22 protein-coding genes are annotated in these 19,779 nt (G+C 64.1%); 10 read left to right on the forward strand and 12 right to left on the reverse strand.

Annotated features, from left to right (window positions below; genetic code table 11):
- Window positions 1-86 precede the first annotated feature (86 nt).
- Window positions 87-770 (forward strand): HAD family hydrolase, encoded by a 684-nt coding sequence (locus WIMU1_RS15020; RefSeq protein WP_062798347.1) that lies wholly within the window; start codon window positions 87-89, stop codon window positions 768-770.
- Window positions 771-875: 105 nt separating this feature from the next.
- Window positions 876-1,070, forward strand: a complete 195-nt coding sequence (locus WIMU1_RS15025; protein WP_023958137.1) for a hypothetical protein — start codon at window positions 876-878, stop codon at window positions 1,068-1,070.
- 72 nt (window positions 1,071-1,142) lie between these two features.
- Here the strand turns inward: WIMU1_RS15025 and WIMU1_RS15030 are convergent, their stop codons facing one another.
- Window positions 1,143-1,583, reverse strand: a complete 441-nt coding sequence (locus WIMU1_RS15030; protein ID WP_062798349.1) for an SRPBCC family protein — start codon at window positions 1,581-1,583, stop codon at window positions 1,143-1,145.
- A 262-nt stretch (window positions 1,584-1,845) separates the two neighbouring features.
- On the opposite strand from WIMU1_RS15030, the gene WIMU1_RS15035 reads away from it, so the two are divergent.
- Window positions 1,846-3,030 carry a polysaccharide deacetylase family protein gene (locus WIMU1_RS15035; RefSeq protein ID WP_174548739.1) on the forward strand — a complete coding sequence of 395 codons (1,185 nt, stop codon included), beginning with the start codon at window positions 1,846-1,848 and terminating at the stop codon, window positions 3,028-3,030.
- A gap of 38 nt (window positions 3,031-3,068) precedes the next feature.
- Window positions 3,069-4,028 (forward strand): alpha/beta hydrolase family protein, encoded by a 960-nt coding sequence (locus WIMU1_RS15040; RefSeq protein WP_023958133.1) that lies wholly within the window; start codon window positions 3,069-3,071, stop codon window positions 4,026-4,028.
- A 7-nt stretch (window positions 4,029-4,035) separates the two neighbouring features.
- Here WIMU1_RS15040 and WIMU1_RS15045 read toward each other — a convergent pair whose 3' ends face one another.
- On the reverse strand, window positions 4,036-4,872 hold the full coding sequence (locus WIMU1_RS15045; protein ID WP_062798351.1) for a class I SAM-dependent methyltransferase: 837 nt from the start codon (window positions 4,870-4,872) through the stop codon (window positions 4,036-4,038).
- Between the two features lie 159 nt (window positions 4,873-5,031).
- On the opposite strand from WIMU1_RS15045, the gene WIMU1_RS15050 reads away from it, so the two are divergent.
- Window positions 5,032-5,721 (forward strand): winged helix-turn-helix transcriptional regulator, encoded by a 690-nt coding sequence (locus WIMU1_RS15050; RefSeq protein ID WP_062798353.1) that lies wholly within the window; start codon window positions 5,032-5,034, stop codon window positions 5,719-5,721.
- A gap of 3 nt (window positions 5,722-5,724) precedes the next feature.
- Here the strand turns inward: WIMU1_RS15050 and WIMU1_RS15055 are convergent, their stop codons facing one another.
- The 5 genes from WIMU1_RS15055 to WIMU1_RS15075 all read right to left on the reverse strand — a co-directional run bounded on the left by WIMU1_RS15055 (window position 5,725) and on the right by WIMU1_RS15075 (window position 10,285).
- Entirely contained in the window at window positions 5,725-6,612 is an 888-nt protein-coding gene (locus WIMU1_RS15055) for an SDR family oxidoreductase (RefSeq protein WP_062798355.1), read from the reverse strand.
- Between the two features lie 42 nt (window positions 6,613-6,654).
- Window positions 6,655-7,686 (reverse strand): phosphotransferase family protein, encoded by a 1,032-nt coding sequence (locus tag WIMU1_RS15060; RefSeq protein WP_062798357.1) that lies wholly within the window; start codon window positions 7,684-7,686, stop codon window positions 6,655-6,657.
- Complete coding sequence (locus WIMU1_RS15065; RefSeq protein WP_062798359.1) at window positions 7,683-8,906, reverse strand: acyl-CoA dehydrogenase family protein; 1,224 nt, start codon at window positions 8,904-8,906, stop codon at window positions 7,683-7,685. Before WIMU1_RS15065 ends, WIMU1_RS15060 begins: the two co-directional genes overlap by 4 nt.
- A gap of 76 nt (window positions 8,907-8,982) precedes the next feature.
- Complete coding sequence (locus WIMU1_RS15070) at window positions 8,983-9,801, reverse strand: SDR family oxidoreductase (RefSeq protein ID WP_062798361.1); 819 nt, start codon at window positions 9,799-9,801, stop codon at window positions 8,983-8,985.
- Window positions 9,802-9,820: 19 nt separating this feature from the next.
- Complete coding sequence (locus WIMU1_RS15075; RefSeq protein WP_116915244.1) at window positions 9,821-10,285, reverse strand: cupin domain-containing protein; 465 nt, start codon at window positions 10,283-10,285, stop codon at window positions 9,821-9,823.
- A 126-nt stretch (window positions 10,286-10,411) separates the two neighbouring features.
- Between WIMU1_RS15075 and WIMU1_RS15080 the strand changes: the two genes are divergently transcribed.
- The gene (locus tag WIMU1_RS15080; protein ID WP_062798648.1) at window positions 10,412-11,515 is read left to right on the forward strand and encodes a hypothetical protein; all 1,104 of its coding nucleotides are present in this window, start codon (window positions 10,412-10,414) and stop codon (window positions 11,513-11,515) included.
- 58 nt (window positions 11,516-11,573) lie between these two features.
- Here the strand turns inward: WIMU1_RS15080 and WIMU1_RS15085 are convergent, their stop codons facing one another.
- Window positions 11,574-13,235 (reverse strand): FAD-binding dehydrogenase, encoded by a 1,662-nt coding sequence (locus tag WIMU1_RS15085; RefSeq protein WP_062798363.1) that lies wholly within the window; start codon window positions 13,233-13,235, stop codon window positions 11,574-11,576.
- Between the two features lie 147 nt (window positions 13,236-13,382).
- Here WIMU1_RS15085 and WIMU1_RS15090 point away from each other — a divergent pair, with 147 nt between their 5' ends.
- Complete coding sequence (locus WIMU1_RS15090) at window positions 13,383-13,766, forward strand: hypothetical protein (protein ID WP_023958113.1); 384 nt, start codon at window positions 13,383-13,385, stop codon at window positions 13,764-13,766.
- Between the two features lie 14 nt (window positions 13,767-13,780).
- On the opposite strand, the gene WIMU1_RS15095 is transcribed toward WIMU1_RS15090, so the two are convergent.
- Window positions 13,781-14,629, reverse strand: coding sequence for a helix-turn-helix transcriptional regulator (locus WIMU1_RS15095; protein ID WP_147431384.1), 849 nt, complete (start codon window positions 14,627-14,629; stop codon window positions 13,781-13,783).
- Window positions 14,630-14,664: 35 nt separating this feature from the next.
- On the opposite strand from WIMU1_RS15095, the gene WIMU1_RS15100 reads away from it, so the two are divergent.
- The 3 genes from WIMU1_RS15100 (at window position 14,665) to WIMU1_RS15110 (ending at window position 17,342) form a co-directional block, all read left to right on the forward strand.
- Window positions 14,665-15,171, forward strand: coding sequence for a VOC family protein (locus tag WIMU1_RS15100; protein ID WP_062798367.1), 507 nt, complete (start codon window positions 14,665-14,667; stop codon window positions 15,169-15,171).
- A gap of 68 nt (window positions 15,172-15,239) precedes the next feature.
- Entirely contained in the window at window positions 15,240-15,986 is a 747-nt protein-coding gene (locus WIMU1_RS15105) for a class I SAM-dependent methyltransferase (RefSeq protein ID WP_062798368.1), read from the forward strand.
- Window positions 15,987-15,995: 9 nt separating this feature from the next.
- Window positions 15,996-17,342, forward strand: coding sequence for a TIGR01777 family oxidoreductase (locus WIMU1_RS15110; RefSeq protein ID WP_062798369.1), 1,347 nt, complete (start codon window positions 15,996-15,998; stop codon window positions 17,340-17,342).
- Between the two features lie 18 nt (window positions 17,343-17,360).
- On the opposite strand, the gene WIMU1_RS15115 is transcribed toward WIMU1_RS15110, so the two are convergent.
- From WIMU1_RS15115 to WIMU1_RS15125, 3 genes are read right to left on the reverse strand one after another with little or no spacing between them, the layout of a single operon-like run.
- Window positions 17,361-18,407 (reverse strand): threonine aldolase family protein, encoded by a 1,047-nt coding sequence (locus tag WIMU1_RS15115; protein ID WP_062798370.1) that lies wholly within the window; start codon window positions 18,405-18,407, stop codon window positions 17,361-17,363.
- A gap of 24 nt (window positions 18,408-18,431) precedes the next feature.
- The gene (locus WIMU1_RS15120; RefSeq protein ID WP_255283880.1) at window positions 18,432-19,169 is read right to left on the reverse strand and encodes a ferredoxin reductase; all 738 of its coding nucleotides are present in this window, start codon (window positions 19,167-19,169) and stop codon (window positions 18,432-18,434) included.
- A complete protein-coding gene (locus WIMU1_RS15125; protein WP_062798372.1) occupies window positions 19,145-19,738 on the reverse strand; it encodes a sulfite oxidase-like oxidoreductase in 594 nt (197 codons plus the stop codon). Before WIMU1_RS15125 ends, WIMU1_RS15120 begins: the two co-directional genes overlap by 25 nt.
- Window positions 19,739-19,779 lie beyond the last annotated feature (41 nt).

Consider the following 19,779-nt stretch of genomic DNA (forward strand, 5'->3'; position numbering starts at 1 on the left):
CCGGTCCGGCTGCACCCGGGCCGGGCAGGCGACGCGCGGATAACATTCCCTCATGCCGTCGCGACCACACCATCGAGCTGCCGGCCATGACTGACATCCGCTGGGCGACCTTCGACTGTTACGGCACGTTGCTCGACTGGCGTCACGGGATCTCGACCGGGATGGAGCTGGTCTTCCCGGGCCGCGGCGCGGACCTCCTCGACACATTCAACCGGCACGAACCGCAGGTCCAGGCCCAGTACCCGGAGATGCGCTACCGCGATGTGTTGACCGAGGCGTTTCGTCGCACCGCCGACGAAGCCGGACTTGTCCTCAGGGCCGACGACGCCGACGTGCTGGCCACGGGTATCGCCTACTGGCCGCCCTTTCACGACACAGCTTCCGAGCTGGCCCGCCTGCGGGCATCGGGGTGGCGCCTTGCCCTATTGACCAATTGCGACCGCGACATCATCGGCGCAGCGCAGCGCCGCCTCGGGACTCCTGTCGATGCGGTCATCACCGCCGAGGACGTGGGTTCGTACAAGCCGGCCCATCCGCACTTCGAAAGGTTCGCCCAGACCTTCGACCCCGGACCCGGTCAGTGGGTCCACGTCGCGCAGGGCTACTTCCACGACATCATCCCGGCTCATGCTCTCGGCATCCCCCGGGTGTGGGTCAACAGGCTCGGCCAGAGGGACGACCCGTCGATCGCCGATGCGGTGATCCCCGACCTGAGCCGGCTGACCGAGGTCGTCGCCGCAGTCGGTACCGCCGCCGCGGCGCGCTCGTGAGGAGTCGAACGTCACGCACCGCGATGTGTAGCGCTGCGAACTGGCGGGTATCCGCCTGACGGCCCGGGCAGCAGCCTCGGGCGAGTACGGCGACGAGAGGGAGACATGGCGGAGTATCGAGTTCTCAATCCAGACGAGGATGTTGTCGACAAGGTCGAATTCAACAACGCCGAAGACGCCTACGAGTGGTTCAAGAATCGCGAGGTGCCATCAGGACAGCTCGGTTTCCGTATGGAGGTCAACGTCGACGGAGACTGGCGATTCTTCGACCAGACCGACGGGACCAGGTCACGCGACTGACCTCGCGCGGCCGAACGGCCGGCGGATCTTGCTGCATCCAACGGACACACCGTTGGATGCAGCTTTTTTCTGCTACTCCGCCGTTCGTGACCGCTCGGCGAGCAACGCCAGACGCCGCAGAGCTTCCGAGTTCCTCGGATGAACTGCCAAGTGCTGGATCTGGTCGGGCATCAGTGACCACGGCGGGTTCGCCGCGTGCTCGATCATCTCGATGCGGCATCCTTGCGGGATCTCGTGCAGGCGCAGGATGATCTCGGCCTTGCCGAAGGGCAGAGCCCGCGCGATCAATCGCAGCTCGCGCCCTTCCTCCATACCCACCGACTCCGTCCGGTCGTTGAGCAGGACGGGCCACAGCCCAACCGAATGAGCGATGTTGCTTCCCGGTTGCGGCCAGTTCGCATCGACGGCACGTATCCGTGACGACCCGACAACCCAATTGGCATACGACCAGCCGTCTGCGAGTACACGCCACACATCTTCCGTCGACGCGGTTGTTTCATGCGTTGTAGCCACGAACCCCTCCAGTGCTCTCGGCAGGCCTGCGGGTCGGGACTCGACCCGCGCGAAGCGGCAGTGCCGCTGTCTCGGCCGGTTGTCGATCTTACGGATCCGATGTACCCACCGGCGGCGATCTCACACGTGACCATGGTTCCCGGGTACGGACGCCGCTGCGGCCGACGGCGATTCGTCAGGCCGTTGACCTGCCGAACTGTTAAGCTCCGCGCGAGTCAAGGCAGCGCTCGGGCGGCCGATGGCCGCGCGAAAGGTGAATACGTTGCAGTTGCGACGCATAGAGCATCACGTCCGTCGATCGCTCTCACTGGCTGTCGCCGCTGTGATCCTGGCCGCCTGTGGAACCGGGGATGGGGACGGGCCCGCAAGTGTCGCCGTGCGACCGGTCGACTCCACCTCCGAACCCGTCTCGACGCCTCCGCCTGCTCCGGCTCGACTCGAGAGCAACGTTGCGATGGAACGACTTTCGCCGAACGCCAAACCGCCCCAGTTCGTGTTGTTTTCCTTCGACGGTGTCGGCGTATCAGAAAACTGGGATCTGTTCCTGGACACCGCGAGCGAGGTCGATGCACGCTTCACGGCCTTGATGACCGGCTTGTACTTCCTCACCGACAAGAACAAGAAGAAATACACCGGCCCCGGTTACGCGGCCGGAGAGTCGTCGTTGGCTTTCGGAGGCACCGAGAAGGAAGTCATCGAACAGGTCGATTATCTCAATCGCACGTGGTTCGCCGGTCATGAGATGGGCACTCATTACGTCGGCCATTTCTGTGCCGGCACAAAGAACCCCGGCCGCGATTGGACCACCGCGGAATGGAACCACGAACTCGATCAGTTCTTCCGGCTGATGACCGAGTGGAAGTCGCTCAACAACATCCGGAACACACCCGATCTCGCTTTCGGGCCCGACGCCGTCAAAGGCGGGCGTACGCCCTGCCTCGAAGGCGGTATGGGGCAACTGTTCCCGGCCTTGGGAGCGCACGACATGACGTGGGATTCGTCGAAGGCGGCCCGGCAACCGGGCATCTACTGGCCGACGAAGGTCGGCAGCATCTGGGAGTTCCCCATCCCGTACACGTGGTCACCACCGCTCAATCACAGACAGACCGCGCTCGACTACAACTACTGGTTCACGTTCAACCAGGCCAAGGACAGCCCCGCCAGCGCACCGAAGATCCGCCGTATCGTCAAGGAGTCCTACGACTACATGTTCCGGCGCGCCTATGAAGGCAACCGGGCCCCGTTGGTCATCGCCAATCACTTCAATGATTGGAGCGGGAACGCGTTCAACCCCGCAACAGCTGATTTCATGCGCGAGGCATGTGTGAAACCCGAAACGATCTGTGCCACCTATCAAGACGTGATCGCGTGGATGGAACTGCAGGATCCGGCAGTGTTGGCGCCATGGCGAAAGATGGCACCGGTTGCCGTCGACGCCGACAGCTGAATGCACCCCACTGCCTGAACACCATGGAAGGTCTCCCGATGCGACGACACCGCATTTTTGCCCTGCTCGGTTCACTGGCCGCCTTGACCGGCCTGATCGCCGGCTGTTCCGACGATGGGGGCGACGCCGGACCAGTGGTTGCCCAGTCGTCCGCCGCGAGCGCCGGGCCCTCGGTCTCCGACGAGGTCACGGTGACCCGGATCGACTACCCGACTCTGGACGGAACGGACCCGGAGCAGAACTGGGGTGATCTCTATCTGCCCGCCGGACCGCAGGCGGTGGATTCGACCCGGCTGGTCGTCTTGATCCATGGCGGCGCATGGCAGTCCCAACTGGGTGCTGATCTCTTTGATCCCTTCGCCCGTGACCTCGCTGCACGGGGAATGGCGGTGTACAACATCGAATATCGCCGGCTGGGTTCAGGCGGGGGTTGGCCGACCACATTCGAGGACGTTTCGCAGGCCCTCGACAATGTCATCGCGATCGACAAGAGGTTCCCCCAATTGGAGACCACCGACGCACTGGTGGTCGGACACAGCGCCGGAGCCCAGCTGGCGGTCTGGGGCGGGACACGACACAAACTCGATCCGACCGAGGTCGGTGGCAATCCGAAGTTCCGGCCTACCAGGGTGGTCTCCTTGGCCGGTCCGCTGGACATGGTGCAGGCAGTTCGCAACGGCGACGACCGGATCGTCGCGGCCCTCGGCGGAACTCCCGGGCAGGTACCGGAGCGTTACGCGTCGGTGGACCCGATCCAGAATCTGGATCCCGGAACTCCGGTGATCGCGGTCCACGGCACCCGGGACACAGTGGTACTCCCCTCGCTGTCGCAGCGGTACGTCACTGCGCTGAAGAACGAGAACGGCAGTGGTCGTGTGGTGTTGATCGACGGCGAGGATCACGGTTCGATCGTGAGCTCGAACTCCGCCGCCTATCGCCAGATACTCGACATCATCACCGAGGGATCAACCAAGACTGTCGACCAACTGAGCGAGTGACCAACGGTCATCTCACAGTTGCTGTGACCAACAGGTATTCCCACTCCATCACACCGTCGTGGTTCATCGCAGCGCGGGCGAGATCGTCCAGACCGTCGTCGAGTGCTGCGACTGCCGCGGGGTCCCCCGCGTTCGCGTTGTACACCGCGATGGTGGGTCCGTACGTCGTCTTGAAGAAGCGGCGGAACTCTTCAGGACTCTGAAAGCGGTCGACGGTGAGTGTCCGCCGCTCGGCAGTGATGTCGGCATGGTCGCCGAACAGTTCGCGGACGTGGGTTTCGTCGCCCCACAGCGGTGGAGGCTGCACCCCCGGTTGTGGCGCGGGTGCGTACGGCTTCATGGTCGCGAACATCCGGCCGACGAACCCGCTGGGCGTCCAGCTGATCAACCCGATACGCCCTCCCGAGCGGCAGACCCGGATCAGTTCAGCGGCAGATCGCTGGTGATCAGGAGCGAACATCACGCCCACGCACGACATCACCACGTCAAAACCGTTGTCGGCAAAGGGAAGAGCCTCGGCGTCGGCTTCCTGCCAGGTCAGCTGTACGCCCTGCTCGGCGGCAAACGCACGACCGGCGTCGAACAGCTCGGGGGCAAGGTCCGCCGCGATCACCTCGGCTCCGGTCCGAGCTGCCGGTACGGACGCGTTGCCCGAGCCGGCCGCTACGTCGAGCACACGGTCGCCGCGCTGCAGGTGGAGTTCGGCCACCAGGATCTCACCGAGAGCGGAGATCACCTCCGTGGCGACCGCCGGGTAGTCACCCGACGCCCACATCGCGCGGTGCCGCATCTTGAGCTCGTCTGTGGTGGAGCCTGACGTGGTTCTGGTGGTGTCGGTGGTCATGGCATGTGCCTCGTCTCTTGCGTGATCGGTTCATCTCAGAGTCCGACCGTGGCCCGCCGGCAGTCCAGTGCTGGATCTGAACCGATCCAGTACAGAGTTTGTACTGGTCAGTGCCCGAGACGAGGTGTGTACTGGCTGGAGTGATCCAGAGGAGGGTTGATGTCCGGATACGGCCAGTTCTGTCCTGTCGCGAAGGCGATGGAAGTACTCGACGAACGATGGACTCTGCTCGTAGTTCGTGAGTTACTTGCCGGCAGTACACATTTCAATGAATTGCGGCGCGGCGTACCGCGGATGTCACCGGCACTGCTCTCCAAGCGGTTGCGGACGCTCGAGCACGCGGGCGTCGTCGAACGCCACGTTGCCGGCGGGCGGACGAGCTACGCGATGACTGCAAGCGGCAGGGAGCTGTCGTCGGTGGTCGAGGCCCTCAACGCCTGGGGCATCCGCTGGATCGGCGAGCTCGGAGACGAGGACCTCGACCCCCACCTGCTGATGTGGGACATGCGCCGGACAGTACCCACAGACGTGTGGCCGACGAGCCGCACGGTGATAGCCTTCCGGCTCGGCGGCGTGGCTGCCAACGCCCACCGCTGGTGGCTGGTCGTGACGCAAGGCCAGGTGGACATCTGTGACTACGACCCCGGCTTCGAAACCACCGCCACGGTTGTGGCCGAGCTCCGTGACCTCACCGCCGTCTGGCGGGGCGACCGCTCTTGGGAGACAGCGTGTTCCATCGGCACGGTCCAGATCGTCGGTCCCGCCGACGTCCGCCGTCGTGTGCCCGGCTGGATCGGGCAGGGGCAGATGGCCGCGATCCCCAGGCCTGTCACGGCAGACCGGACATGATCATCACGTGCCGGAGATGAGTCCTTCGGTGGCGTCCCATAGCCGGGCGGCCAGCTCGGTGTCCTGAGCCTCCTTGCTGGGCTCGATCTGCTTGCCGCCTTTGACGTAGCGGCCGGTGAAGGTACCCGCCTCGGGTGCGGATGCCGCCCACACCGCTGACCGAGCACCTTTGTCGACCGTCGCCATGAACGGCGTGAGCAACACGCCGATCACCTGATATCCGAACGGCAGATCACGCCCGAGAGTGGTGCCTTTGACGAATCCCGGATCGGCACAATTCGCCACCAATCGAGCTGGGTCGTTGCGGCGCGCGAGTTCGGCCGTGAACAGCGTCAGCGCCAACTTCGAATTGTTGTACACGCGTTGACCACTGAACTTACGGCCCTTCTCCTGCAAATCCTCGATGTCGATGTGACCGCCGCGGTGTCCCGACGAACTGATGTTCACTATCCGCGACGGCTCTCCGGCAGCGGCTGCTTCCGCCATGACGGGCGCCAGCGACGTACTGAGTACAAACGGCGCCAGGTAGTTGACCGCAAAGGTGAGTTCGAACCCGTCCTTGGACTCACGCGGCTCACCGATGTCGATGCCGGCGTTGTTGATCAGCACATCGATCCGCTCGAATCGCTGTTGCAGATCGGTCGCCAGCGCACGCACATCCGCCAGATCGGACAAGTCTGCCAACGCTGTACTGACACTGCCGGTCGGCGATTGACCCGGTGATCCCGATCCGAGCTCGCCTGCCACTTCTGCGGCCTTCACCTCGTCTCGGGCCACGAGGACGACGTCGGCGCCCCGCGCGTACAAGTGCCGTGCGGTTTCCTTGCCCAGCCCCGATGTGGCCCCCGTGACGACAACAGTCTTACCCGCGAGCTCATGCCTCTGCGTCATGGTTCCCTCCCTGTCGGCCGGTGGCCGGGTTCGTCTCTGCCATCACAGGATTCCGGATTCGCGCCCCACCTGCACAGTGCGGACAACAAGATCGTCGATGACCTTGTTCGTGGGTCCGCCGTCGCGCGAAGCATTGCGCGGATCGTTGATCAGTCGTCGGCGAACGCCCTCGGCGATGATGGTCAACCGCCACAGGGCAAGGGTGTGCCAGTAGCCGACATCGGTCACGTCCCGACCCGTCGCCTCGGCATAGCCGGCGATCAACTCGGCCCGCCGCGGGAACCCCGGAAGTGTCGGCGCGGTGAAGGGCCCGGCCACCCCATCTCCGGCTTCCGGCCAGAACGCCAACAGGTTGCCCAGGTCGGCGAGCGGTTCACCGAGCGTGCACAGCTCCCAGTCCACGATGCCGATCACTTCACCGTTGTCGGCCCCGGTGATCACGTTGCTCATGTAGTAGTCGCCGTGCACCAGTGTCACCTCGGACTGATCAGGGGCTTGCGCGGCAAGCGCCTGGGCGACCTCGGTGATCTCGGCGATGTCCTGGGTCTTGGAGTGTTCCCATTGCGCCGACCAGCGCTTGAGTTGTCGGGCCGCAAACGGCTTCGTGCTCGCCAAATCGTCGAGACCGACCTTGGCGAGGTCGACCGAATGAACGGTGCCCAGTGCCCGCGGCAGACTCAACCCAATGGCTCGCCGCCGTTCGGGCGACAGTTCCGAAGCCACCGCCACATCGTCGACCACAACCCCGTCGACATAACCCATCAACACAAGCGGGGCGTCTGTGACAGCCGGATCACTGGTGGTGGCGATCATCTTCGGCACCGGCACCGGGGTGTCCTGCAGTGCAGACATGATCCGGTGTTCGCGCAGCACGTCATGTGCCGATGCCAGCAGCGCTCCCAGTGGCGGGCGGCGGAGAACCCAGTGGCGGCCACCGGCGTCCCCGACGCGGTACGTCAGATTCGATTGACCATTGCCGATACGCGAAAACGACAGCGGGGCAACAGCTCCGATGTCGAGACCGACGATCCATTCGGTGACGAGATCGGTGTCGATCCCGACGGCCGTACTCATGCCTTCGCCTCCGTCTTACGGTAAGGCCCGAGCTCCTGGCGCGCGATGGTCCGCTTGTGCACCTCGTCGGGACCGTCGGCCAGACGAAGCGCGCGCAGGTGCGCGTACATGCTGGCGAGTGGGAAGTCGTCGGACACCCCTCCCCCTCCGTGGACCTGTATCGCCCGGTCGACGATCTTGAGCGCCATGTTGGGTGCGGCGACCTTGATGGCAGCGATCTCGGTGCGCGCTTGTTTGTTCCCCACCGTGTCCATCAACCACGCCGCTTTGAGTGTGAGCAAACGATTCATCTCGATGTCGATGCGTGCCTCGGCGATCCAATCCTGGATGTTCGCCTGGGCGGCGAGCGGCTTACCGAATGCGATACGCGAGGAAGCGCGCTCACACATCAACTCCAGTGCGCGTTCGGCCATCCCGATCGCTCGCATGCAGTGGTGTATCCGTCCCGGACCCAGGCGGGCCTGCCCGATCATGAAACCTGCGCCGGCCCCGGCCAGGACATCGCTGTCGGGCACACGTACGTCCTCGAAGAGAACTTCGGCGTGTCCCTCCCTGTCCTGATAACCGAACACCGGCAGGTTGCGGATCACGCTGACACCTGGAGCGTCGATCGGGACCACCATCATCGACTGCTGCGCGTGCGCGGCCGCGTCGGGATCGGTCTTCCCCATCACGATCAGGACCTTGCAGTTGGGATGTAATGCGTTCGACGTCCACCACTTTCGGCCGTTGAGGATCCACTCGTCCCCCGACCGGGTCATGCTCATCTGGATGTTTGTCGCGTCGGAGCTGGCGACCGCCGGTTCGGTCATCGCAAACGCGGACCGGATCGTGCCCTCGAGGAGTGGCGTCAGCCAGCGCTCTTTGTGTTCATCACTGCCGAACAGTGACAGCACTTCCATGTTCCCGGTGTCCGGAGCCGAACAGTTGGTTGCCTCCGGTGCCAGTGCAGCACTTCGACCCATGATCTCGGCGAGTGGCGCGTACTCCGAGTTGGTCAGACCTGCGCCGTAGCGGGGATCGGGATGGAAGAGATTCCACAGCCCGCGCTCTTTCGCCTCGGTCTTGAGTTCTTCGATGATCGGCGGGTCGAAATGCGGATTGCCGGATTCGGCCATTTGCCTGGCGTAGATCTCCTCCGCCGGATACACGTGCCCCGTCATGAAATCGAGAAGGCGATCTCGGTATTCGAGGCATCGGTCGGAGTAAGCGAAATCCATGTGATGAGTCCTGTATCGAGTGAGATGTCTCGGGCGGACCTGATCGCCCGAGTCGAAGGCCGGCTGGTTCGGAACGTCAGGAATCCGAGAGCAGATGACGCTGGTAACGACGCATCCCGGAAATCCAACGGTCGTAATCCGACCCCTTGTTACGGTAGAAGTCCAGTACTTCCGGATGCGGGAGAATCAAGAATTTTTCCTGTTCGACCGCGGCGAGAACCTGGACCGCCACGTCTGCCGGTTGAAGTACCGCACCCGCGCCGGTCACCGCGCTGGCGGCGACCGAAGCGCCCGGCTGGTCGGTCTCGAACCCTGAGCGGAGCAACTCGGTCTCCACTCCCATGGGACACAGACAACTCACTTTCACACCCTGGTCGCCGTAGGTGACCGAGAGCCACTCGGCGAAGCCCACTGCGGCGTGCTTGGAGACCGAGTACGTGGCCGAACCGATCTGTGTCAGCAGACCTGCCGCAGACGCCGTCGACACGAAATATCCGCCGCCACGCTCGATCCATCGCGGAACGAGCAACCGCGCGGCACGGACGTGGGCCATGACGTTCACCTCGAGGGCGATGTCCCAAAGGTCGTCGGGAGTGTCCAGGCCCAGTCCGGCGGTGGTGCCGGCGTTCGCGAAGAAGATGTCCACCGGCCCGAACTCACTCTCGGCGCGGTCGACAATCCGCTGGAGCACACCTTCATCCGCGACATCTCCGCCCTCCGCGACAGCACGGCCATCATGCGAAGCGTTGATCTCGTCGGCAACGGCCTCTGCCTTGCCCGCGTTGAGGTCTGCGATCACAACCCGGCTGCCGGCCTCTGCCAGAGCGCGACTGAGGGCCGCGCCGATTCCGGCTCCACCGCCGGTGACAACAGCAACTTTCTGGGCTACGTCCATCTCTGCGATCGTAGGCGAGTCACCCGGCGGCGACGGCACACGCGGGGGCGGGCGCGTCCTCGAAGAGCGGGTCACCCAAGGGCTCCAGATAGGCGACGTACAGGACCACGGGAACAGTGCCGAGGTTACGTCCGACGTGGGTGTTGGCGACCCCACTCGGTTCGTTGATGAAATCGCCCGTACGGAAGATCTGGGGAACACAATCGGGACCCGGATGGGTCAGGGTGCCCGCACCGACGAATCCGACAACCGGTCCATCGTGGTAGTGCCACCCGGTGGTCCCGCCCGGAGCGATGGTGATCTCACGCGCCACCACGTGGACACCGGCCGGGATGAACGGGATCAATTCGGCGGGAATCTCGAAATCGGCGAAAGTCTTCGCCGAAATGTCTTTGCTGGGCGTCGCCGTGGCAGTGGCCGTGCCGACGAACAATGCCGCCATCACCAGCAGAACTGCGGTCACAGACCGGATGAGTTGTTTCATTTGCTGAGAGTAACGGCGATCGAGCCGCCTCACGCGGTGTTCGTTACGAACCCGATCGTTCGAGAACCGGCCGCCGTACAATTCTTGCGCACAGCCGGATTGCCCGGTTTCACCACGAGGAGCGACGTGACACGTTCATCCAACCGATCGTCCCGCCTCGGCTTCTTCACTCGGAACGCCGTGGGTTTCAGTTCGGCAGAGGCGTTCATGATCATCGCGATCACCACCATTCTTCTCACCCGGGGTTACTTGTGGATCACCGACTATCCGCAAGTCGGGGGCGGAAACCTACACATCGCCCACGCGCTCTACGGCGGAGCGTTCATGATGCTGTCGCTGCTGATCAGTTGGTGGCTGCTGGGGTTCGGCGCCCGATTGTTCTGTGTTGTCCTCGGCGGTATCGGTTTCGGTCTGTTCCTCGACGAGGTGGGCAAGTTCGTCACCAAGGACAACGACTACTTCTACGGACCTTCCGCCGAGATCATGTATGTACTGGTCGTTTTCGTTCTGATCGTCGGTCGGGTCCTACGAGAGGTTCGACCTCTGAGCGCTCACGAGAAGGTGTCGTCAGCAGCTTCCATCGCGGCCGACGGGGTTGCCCGAGGTCTGGCCCCGCACCGGCGGGAGCTCGCGCTGCGCCTGGTCGAGGAAGCCGAGGAGATGGGCTACGACAAGGTTGCGGCGGAACACATTCGTAGCCTTCTGCTGACATCGGGCATCGCATCTGCGCGGTTGTATGCGCTGTCGCAGTGGGCTCCCCGCTTGATCCCATCGTGGTTCCGAAGTCCGCGATGGCTGCCGATCGTCGGTTGGCTGATGACCGTGACCGCGGCGCTGGCGTTCGGCTTCGGGCTTCTCGGCATCGCGATGAACGGGATCTACCTGGACGACGACAACGTGACGTTCGAGTTGGCGGGCATGAGCATGGCCACCGCCATCCTTCTCCTGAGTTCGACCGTCACGCTTGCTTTTTCACTCCCGGCGATGGTGATGCTGCGTAGAACCGACAAGATGTGGCCGCTGCATTTCCTGCGGTACGGCGCACTCACCTTCACGATGCTCAATGCGTTGGTCGATTTTGCAACCGAAGGATTCGCCGCTTTGATGAACCTGTCTGTCGGGCTGTTCACCCTGGCCATCATCTCTTACCGGATCGATGTCCGTGCCAGGGTGGCCCGGCCTCGGGCACACGAGGAAGCGTTGGCGGCAAGCACTCCCGTGGGCGACTGAGCCGCTCGGTACTCCGCCTCAACCGAGGTAGCGGGGCCTCAACCGAGGTAGCGGGGCCTCAGCCGAGGTCGCGGGCGAGTGCGCGTCCGGCCGCCCGGCCGGAGAAGATGCAGCCACCGAGGAAAGTGCCCTCGAGCGCGTTGTAGCCGTGTACCCCACCGCCACCGAAACCCGCGACCTCGCCGGCTGCATACAGACCTTCGAACGGCTCACCGGACGGCCGGATCACCTTCGCATCGAGATCGGTCTCCAGCCCACCCAGCGTCTTTCGGGTCACCAGATGCAGGCGGACGGCAATCATCGGGCCGTATTTCGGGTCTTGCAACTTGTGAGGCCGTGCCACCCGGATGATCTTGTCACTGAGGTAGTTTCGGGCATTGCGGATCGCCATGATCTGCATGTCCTTGGTGTATTTGTTGTCCAGTTCGCGGTCGCGGGCCACCACTTCGGCTTCGATGCTCGCGAAGTCGAGCTGGGGACCTGTGGTGATCTCGTTCATCCCGGCCACCAGATCGCGGAGATTGTCGCGGACGACAAAGTCGATGCCGTGCTCCTTGAAGGCCTCGACCGGACCCGTTGCGCCTTTGCGGACGCGCTGAAGGAGAAGCTTGATGTCTTTTCCGGTGAAGTCCGGGTTCTGCTCCGAACCCGACAGGGCAAACTCTTTTTCGATGATCGCCTGGGTCAGGATGAACCAGGTGAAGTCGTGGCCGCCGCGAGTGATCGTTCCCAGTGTGCCCAACGAGTCGAAACCGGGGAAGTTCGGAACCGGTAGCCGTTTGCCCGTGGCGTCGAGCCACAGTGACGACGGGCCCGGGATGATCCGAATGGCGTGGTTGGGCCAGATCGGGTCCCAGTTCTTGATTCCCTCGGGGTAGTGCCACATGCGGTCGCTGTTGACGATGTTGCCGCCGGCGTTCTGGGTGATCTCGAGCATTCGACCGTCCACGTGCGCGGGTACGCCGGTAATCATGTGTGCTGGGGCAGGCCCGAGACGGTCTACCGGCCAGTTCTTCTTCACGAGGTCGAAGTTGCCGCCGATGCCTCCTGAAGTGACGACCACAGCTTCGGCACGGAGTTCGAACTCGGCGGCGACTTCACGACTCGACGACACCCCTCGCCGCTGGGTCGAGGGCACCAGGACAGATCCCCGGACGCCGACTGCCGCCCCGTTCTCCACGATGAGCTCGTCCACCTGATGCCGGTACTTGATGGTGACCAGACCCTTGGCAGCACCGTCGAGAACCGGTTCGCGGAACACCCGGACCACCTCCGGGCCCGTCCCCCAGGTGATGTGGAATCGCGGGACAGAGTTGCCGTGGCCGGCAGCGAGACCGGAGCCACGCTCGGCCCAACCGACGGTCGCCATCACCCGCAGGCCCAGATCGTGCAGATACGAACGCTTTTCGCCGGCGGCGAAGTTCACGTAGGCCTCGGCCCATTGCCGCGGCCAGTGGTCCTCACGGTCACGATCGAATCCGGCGGAACCGAACCAGTCCTGTCGGGCCAGTTCGACCGAATCCTTGATGCCGAGTCTGCGCTGCTCGGGGGAATCGACGAAGAACAGACCACCCAGAGACCAGAAAGCCTGCCCACCCAGGTTCTGTTCGTTCTCCTGTTCCAGCACCGCCACGCGCTTGCCGGCCTTCACCAGTTCATGGGTTGCGACCAGCCCGGCCAGCCCGCCCCCGACCACAATGACGTCAAACCTGTCGGCCATCACGGCGCCTCCTCGCGTCCAATACCCGGCATGACGTTCACCCGGCGCATCCGAACAGAGCATAAAGAACTACGCGGGAGGCAGTCCGAGCTACGGCGGCTTTGCGAATTGCCCGCACCGCCGAGGCGCGAAGAAGATACTTGGGGCGTGGTGACAACGGACAGTGGAGAAGACGGCCACGAACGGCAGCGTTTCCGGAAACTGGCGCAAGCGGCGATGAACGCAGACGTCACTGTCGGGCAACTGGACACGATCATCGGCGACCTCGGCGGGGCCCTCACCGACTTCGACAGGGCGATGGGCGAATTCGACAGGACCCTTGGCAGTTTCGGCGCAGCCATGGACGACTTCTCGGCGACCCTTGCGCGGGTGGACAGCACGGTCACGAAAATGGTTGCGGTGGTCGAACGGATCGAACGTGTTGTCGGACGGGTGGAGAACATCGTCGATATCACCGAAAGGCTGATCGCACCGGTGGCATCTGCCGAGGCGATGGTGCGTGACCTGCTGGGAATCGGACGGCGGCGCTGACGGTCACCGCGACCTCATTCCCGCCGGGCGGCAGACCGCACGTAGTCGCTGGGTGTCCAACCGACAACAGCCTTGAACTCGCGGGCCAGGTGCGCCTGATCGGAGTATCCGAGTGACGCTGCCACATCCGCTACCGACATCTGGCCTTCACGCAGGGCGAGTGCAGCGTCTTGCAACCGGCGACGTTGGATCAACCACTTGGGGCTCAGTCCCGTTCGATGTACACACAACCGCTGAAGGGCGCGCGTGGACATGTTCACCGCATCAGCGAGTTCGGCGACGCGGCGCGGCCCGTCATCGTCTTCGACCACATCGACGACCCGGTTGATCAACTCGCCTTCGTCATCGATCTCCCACTCCGTGGCCCAGGCGAGGTATACGGACAGGACCTCCTCGTAGGCGCGCTGATCCGATTTCGAACGTGAGCGCATCGCCGACCGCACTGCTCCCGCGACATCACCCCGGCCGGGGATGGGCAGAGGCTCACCGATCGGCAACACCGGTCCGCCGGCCGTCGCACCCGCCATCGATCTGCCTGTCATCAGAGTGATCGCAGCGGGTCGCAGCAGAACTGCCGCGGCCCAGCTCATTCCTTCGAGCTTCTGCTCACTGGTCCCCTGACTGACGCAATACAGCGCCGCCTTGTCCGGCTCGACGACCACGTTCCCGCCGGGGTGTTCGAGGACCGGTTGAACGATCGGTGCCGACAGGTCCCAGGATGCGATCCAGACATGTCGTAGAAGGCTCCCGGCCCGATGTCCGGGAGGGACCGGGAGGCGTGAGATGTGTACGCCACCGGCGCCTGGGCGCAGGTCACCACGAGGCCCGGCGGGCCCATGGTGGGAACTGTCGCGTTTCTTCAAGCGCTCACACCCTGCGTCGGTGGATTATCGCCTTCATGAGTACCCACGCTGCCAACGGGCAATTCACCGATCACGGAATCCCCCACGGCTATACCTCCCTCACACCCTTCATCGTCGTCACGCCTGCTGCCGAGGCAATCGAGTTCTACAGCAACGTCTTCGGGGCACGCGTTGAACAGCGCACCGACTTCCCCGGTCCCGACGGTCAACCGATTGTCGCGCATGCCGACCTCGACTTCGGGACGGGGCGGCTGCAACTGGGCGACCCCAACCCTCAGTATGGACTGGTGCCGAGGCCAGACGGGGACTCCGACTGTTACTCGATGGCCATCTACGTCACCGACGTGGATGCCGTGGTGCAGCGGGCAGTCGATGCGGGTGCGATCATCCGCGAGGAGGTACAGACCTTTGTCTCCGGTGACCGCTTCGGCTCGGTGCGCGACCCTTTCGGGGTCAGATGGTCGGTGATGACCCGGATCGAAGACCTCTCCCCCGTCGAGAGCGCCTCGAGAATCGAGGAGTGGGCCAAGCAGCAGGGCTGACGAAGCGTCGACCCGGTGACCGATCAATTGCCTTGCCCGGTCTCGTGCCCGCCTGAGAGCATCACCGAATGCTCGATGACGTCTTCTTCGCCGCTCACCGGGGACTGCCCCGCGAGGCACCGGGGTCGGTCGCGACGACTCGATTGCTGTTCAGGTTGGCCGACGTGAAGACACCCGTTCCTCACGTCCTCGATGTCGGCGCCGGAACCGGTCCTGCCACAATCGTTTTGGCGAAGCTGGGGGCTCGTGTGACGGCCGTGGACACTCATCGGCCCTTTTTGGACGACCTGCTGTCCAACGCGATCACCGCAGGAGTGGCGGATTCGATCTCCGTCGATGAGGTCACGATGGAGGCACTCGACTATCCCGACCACCGTTTCGACCTCATCTGGGCGGAGGGTTCGGCGTACATCATGGGCGTCGGCAACGCGCTCAGGCGGTGGCGACGGCTGCTTGCACCCGGTGGTGCCGTCGTACTGACCGACGCCAACTGGCTGACCACAGCTCCGAGTCGCGAAGCGGCCGATTTTTGGCTATCCGCTGCTCCCGAAATGCGGACCGTCGCCCAGAGCATCGATGCGGCCCAGGCGCTGGGCTGGGTGGTGGCAGCGACATACCTGCTACCCGACAGCGACTGGGACGAGCTGTACGGCCCGCTGGCGGCAAGCATCAACCGCCTGCGCCATGAACAGCGCGCCGACGACGAAGCCCTCGACATCGTCGAGAAGGAAATACACATCCGTCGCCGGTTCGGTGCAGAGTACGGCTACGTCGGGTACGTGCTGCGTCCCGCGCAGACGATCACCGATGCGTAGCGTGGGCCCATGGGCATCACGCATTCGAGTACCGTCCCCACTCCTGTAGACGAGGTGTTCGCCTGGCACGGACGGCCGGGCGCCTTCACGCGGCTGGCCCCACCGTGGGGACCACCGTCGTTGATCAAAGAAGCCGAGTCGCTCAGTGACGGAACTGCGGTGTTGGGGTTCCCAGGTGGACTGAAATGGGTCGCGCAGCATCAGCCATCGAGGTACCACCCACCCAATCAGTTCGTGGACAAGTTGGACTCGTGGCCTCTGAAGTCCGTGCTGACGTGGACGCACCACCACGGATTCTCTGCCGTCGACGCGAACTCCACAATGGTCACCGACACTGTTGACACACCCGTCCCGACTGCGTTGCTACGGCCCATGTTTCGCTACCGGCATCGCCAGCTCGCCGACGACCTGGCGGCCCACGCATGGGCGAGCGAGTTGGGGCGCGGACCGATGACCATTGCGATGACCGGCTCCTCCGGCCTGGTGGGTACCGCACTCAAGGCATTCTTGACCACCGGCGGGCACCGGGTGATCTCACTCGTGCGCCGCGATCCCTCCCACGCAGACGAGCGACGCTGGGATCCGGACAATCCGGCACCAGACCTGGTGGACGGCGTCGACGCAGTGGTCCATCTGGCCGGCGAATCCATCGCGGGCCGATTCAGTGACAGCCACAAACGAGCGGTCCGCGACAGCCGCATCGACCCGACGGCCAAGTTGTCGTCGGTGATCGCGGCCACCACACCGCAGCCCGCGCTCATCTGCGCCTCGGCCGTGGGCATCTACGGCTATGACCGCGGCGACGAGCAGCTCGACGAAAGCGCCTCGCGTGGCGAGGGATTCCTTGCCGACGTTGTCGCCGACTGGGAGGCGGCGACCGCAGCCGCAGGCGACTCCGGCGTCCGGGTCGTCAACGTCCGCACCGGCATCGTGCAGGCTGCGGCCGGTGGCACATTAAGGCTGTTACGCCCACTGTTCACCGTGGGGTTCGGCGGGCGAATCGGGGACGGCAAGCAGTGGCTGCCGTGGATCGCGATCGACGATCTGGTGGACATCTACCATCGCGCCATCGTCGACGAGACATTGCAGGGACCGATCAATGCGGTGGCACCGAATGCCGTGCGTAACCGCGACTACACCGCAGCCTTGGCCAGGGCGGTGCACCGGCCGGCGATCATGCCCGTGCCCAGCCTGGGTCCACAACTGATCCTCGGCGCGCAAGGCGCTCGCGAACTCGCGTTGGCCAACCAGCATGTGGTGCCGTCCCGGCTCACCGCGATCGGGCATCGCTTCCGGTGGCCAGAAGTATCCGACGCACTGCGCCATCAACTCGGCGGTGCCACCGGCCGGACGTAGGACGGGCAGCGCATACGATCAGCGTGCGAGCTCTCTTTTGACGGTCTCGATGAAGCGGTCCACGTCGTCGTCGGTGGTGTCGAAGGAACACATCCATCGCACCGTTCCGCCCGACTCATCCCAGTCGTAGAAACGCCACGACTCACGGACCCGTTCGGCGGCTGCGCGATCGAGGACGGCGAACACGGCGTTCGACTCGGTGGACTGCGCGAACCCAAGCCCCGGAACACCTTCGAGACCGGCTCGTAGACGCGCAGCCATCGCGTTGGCGTGCGCGGCAGCGCGAATACCGTTGCCGTCTTCGAACAGTGCCAGCAACTGTGCCGAGATGAAGCGCATCTTGCTGGCCAGCTGCATGCTCAGTTTGCGTAGATAGATCAAGCCGTCGACCCGGTCTGGGTCGATCACCACGATCGCCTCGGCGCCGAGCGCACCGACCTTGGTGGCGCCGAGGCTGACGATGTCCACTCCGCCGTCGGTGGTGAACCGCCCCATAGGCATCTGCAGGGCCGCAGCCGCATTCCACAGCCTGGCTCCGTCGACATGCAACGCCATGTTGTTCCGGTGAGCGAAGTCGGCGTTGGCCGCGATCTCTGCCGGGGTGTAGAGCGTCCCGAGCTCGGTGACCTGGGTCAGGCTGACCGCAGCAGGCTGTGCCCGATGCTCGAATCCCCAGCCATAGGCCTCCGTCGCGATCAGTTCCGGCGTCAGCTTGCCGTCCGGGGTGGGCACCGTCAGCAGCTTGATACCACTGACGCGTTCGGGCGCACCGCCTTCGTCGGTGTGGACGTGCGCAGACTCCGTGACAATCGCAGCGCCCCAACGCGGCATGAGCGATGTCAACGCCACCACATTGGCGCCGGTACCGTTGAAAACAGGAAAGACCTCGGCACGAGAACCGAATTCGTTGCGGACGACCTCCCGCAGCGCATCGGTGTAGTCGTCTTCGCCATAAGAGACCTGATGGCCACCGTTCGCCTCGGCGATGGCAGTCAACACCTCTGGCAACACTCCGGCGTAATTGTCGGACGCGAATGCACGCCACTCGGGGTCATGTCGTCTCAAGGATTTCGCTTTCCATGTGGGGTCTCACCCTCCGAAACGCTCGGTACGGATGTTCGCGGCGGGATAACCCAGATCGAGTAGCCACTGCGCATACTGTTCGACGAAAGCCGTTGGCCCGCAAACTCGCACCTGCGGATCGAGGTCCACCGGGATCAGTGCGGCCGCGAACTCGCCGATGTCCGGCCGACCGGCCGGTCGCGTCGACAGTTCAGGCGCCTGCCGGGTGTACACGTAGTCCACACGCAGTCGTTCAGAAGCGACCAGGCTTTCCAGTTCCTGCGCGTAGTAGCGACTTGCGGGTGTGCGCAGCGAATAGAAGAGCCGGAAAGGCGCCTGGGAGGACGCGTGTTCGTGTTCCCGGATCATCGACATGAGTGGCACCACGCCTGAACCACCTGCGATCAGCTGCACCGGGTTCTGTTCGTTCGGCCTCCAGACGAACCAGCGACCGATCGGCCCGCGGACCTCCACCTGGTCACCCACCTGCAGGTCGTACACCAGGTAAGGCGAGACCTCTCCGTCCTCGAGCTCCTCGACGGTGGTCTCGAGCAGGTCGTCACCGGTGGCCGCGGCAATCGAGTAGGACCTCACCGCCTGATACCCGTCCTCGGCGGTCAGGCGGATGTCGATGTGTTGACCCGGTAGCACCCGGCCGCGATCAGGCAGCCGCAAGCGCAGGGTACGTGCGGTTTGTGTCTCCATCTCGGCCGCGACCACCGTCGCGGGCCGCCAGCCGTTCACCAATACCGCTCTTCTTTCCACGGGTCTCCGTGGTTGTGGTATCCGTTGGTCTCCCAGAAGCCCGGCACGTCGTCGTCCATGATCGTCAGACCGTTGACCCACTTGGCTGACTTCCAGAAGTACAGGTGCGGGATCAACAGTCGTGCCGGCCCACCGTGTTCAGCCGCAAGTGGCTCATCGTCGTAGGTGTGCGCAACCCACGCCTTGCCGTCGAGGACATCTTCCAGCGGCACATTGGTGGTGTACCCGCCGTAACAGTGGGCCAGGATGAAACCGTCGGGATCGACGTCGTCGCCGAGGAGCACATCCAGCGAAACCCCGCGCCACGTCGTGTCGAGCTTCGACCATGCCGTCACGCAATGGATATCGACGGTGACGTCCTCCTGGGGCAGCGCCATGAACTCGTCCCACGTCCAGCTCTGCAGCTCCCCGTCTCGCCCTTTGACGTCGAAACCCCACTGCTCTTGTCGGATCGCCGGGGTGGGTCCAGCGGTCAGGACGGGGAAGTCGCGGGTCAGGTATTGCCCTGGCGGTAGCCGGTCGTCCTTCTGCCGGCGGCGGGCCCCGAAGCCCTTGTTGATGATGGCCATGGGTGCAATTGTGCGCTGTGCTCACCGATCGTGCATCGACA

Source organism: Williamsia muralis NBRC 105860 (genome assembly GCF_001598915.1).
In the GTDB taxonomy this organism is placed as follows: domain Bacteria; phylum Actinomycetota; class Actinomycetes; order Mycobacteriales; family Mycobacteriaceae; genus Williamsia; species Williamsia muralis.

Coding starts and splice junctions, on each gene's coding strand:
- WIMU1_RS15020 (WP_062798347.1), top strand. CDS start 87: ATGACTGACATCCGCTGGGCGACCTTCGACTGTTACGGCACGTTGCTC.
- WIMU1_RS15025 (WP_023958137.1), top strand. CDS start 876: ATGGCGGAGTATCGAGTTCTCAATCCAGACGAGGATGTTGTCGACAAG.
- WIMU1_RS15040 (WP_023958133.1), top strand. CDS start 3,069: ATGCGACGACACCGCATTTTTGCCCTGCTCGGTTCACTGGCCGCCTTG.
- WIMU1_RS15045 (WP_062798351.1), bottom strand. CDS start 4,872: ATGACCACCGACACCACCAGAACCACGTCAGGCTCCACCACAGACGAG.
- WIMU1_RS15050 (WP_062798353.1), top strand. CDS start 5,032: ATGTCCGGATACGGCCAGTTCTGTCCTGTCGCGAAGGCGATGGAAGTA.
- WIMU1_RS15055 (WP_062798355.1), bottom strand. CDS start 6,612: ATGACGCAGAGGCATGAGCTCGCGGGTAAGACTGTTGTCGTCACGGGG.
- WIMU1_RS15060 (WP_062798357.1), bottom strand. CDS start 7,686: ATGAGTACGGCCGTCGGGATCGACACCGATCTCGTCACCGAATGGATC.
- WIMU1_RS15065 (WP_062798359.1), bottom strand. CDS start 8,906: ATGGATTTCGCTTACTCCGACCGATGCCTCGAATACCGAGATCGCCTT.
- WIMU1_RS15070 (WP_062798361.1), bottom strand. CDS start 9,801: ATGGACGTAGCCCAGAAAGTTGCTGTTGTCACCGGCGGTGGAGCCGGA.
- WIMU1_RS15075 (WP_116915244.1), bottom strand. CDS start 10,285: ATGAAACAACTCATCCGGTCTGTGACCGCAGTTCTGCTGGTGATGGCG.
- WIMU1_RS15085 (WP_062798363.1), bottom strand. CDS start 13,235: ATGGCCGACAGGTTTGACGTCATTGTGGTCGGGGGCGGGCTGGCCGGG.
- WIMU1_RS15100 (WP_062798367.1), top strand. CDS start 14,665: ATGAGTACCCACGCTGCCAACGGGCAATTCACCGATCACGGAATCCCC.
- WIMU1_RS15105 (WP_062798368.1), top strand. CDS start 15,240: ATGCTCGATGACGTCTTCTTCGCCGCTCACCGGGGACTGCCCCGCGAG.
- WIMU1_RS15110 (WP_062798369.1), top strand. CDS start 15,996: ATGGGCATCACGCATTCGAGTACCGTCCCCACTCCTGTAGACGAGGTG.
- WIMU1_RS15125 (WP_062798372.1), bottom strand. CDS start 19,738: ATGGCCATCATCAACAAGGGCTTCGGGGCCCGCCGCCGGCAGAAGGAC.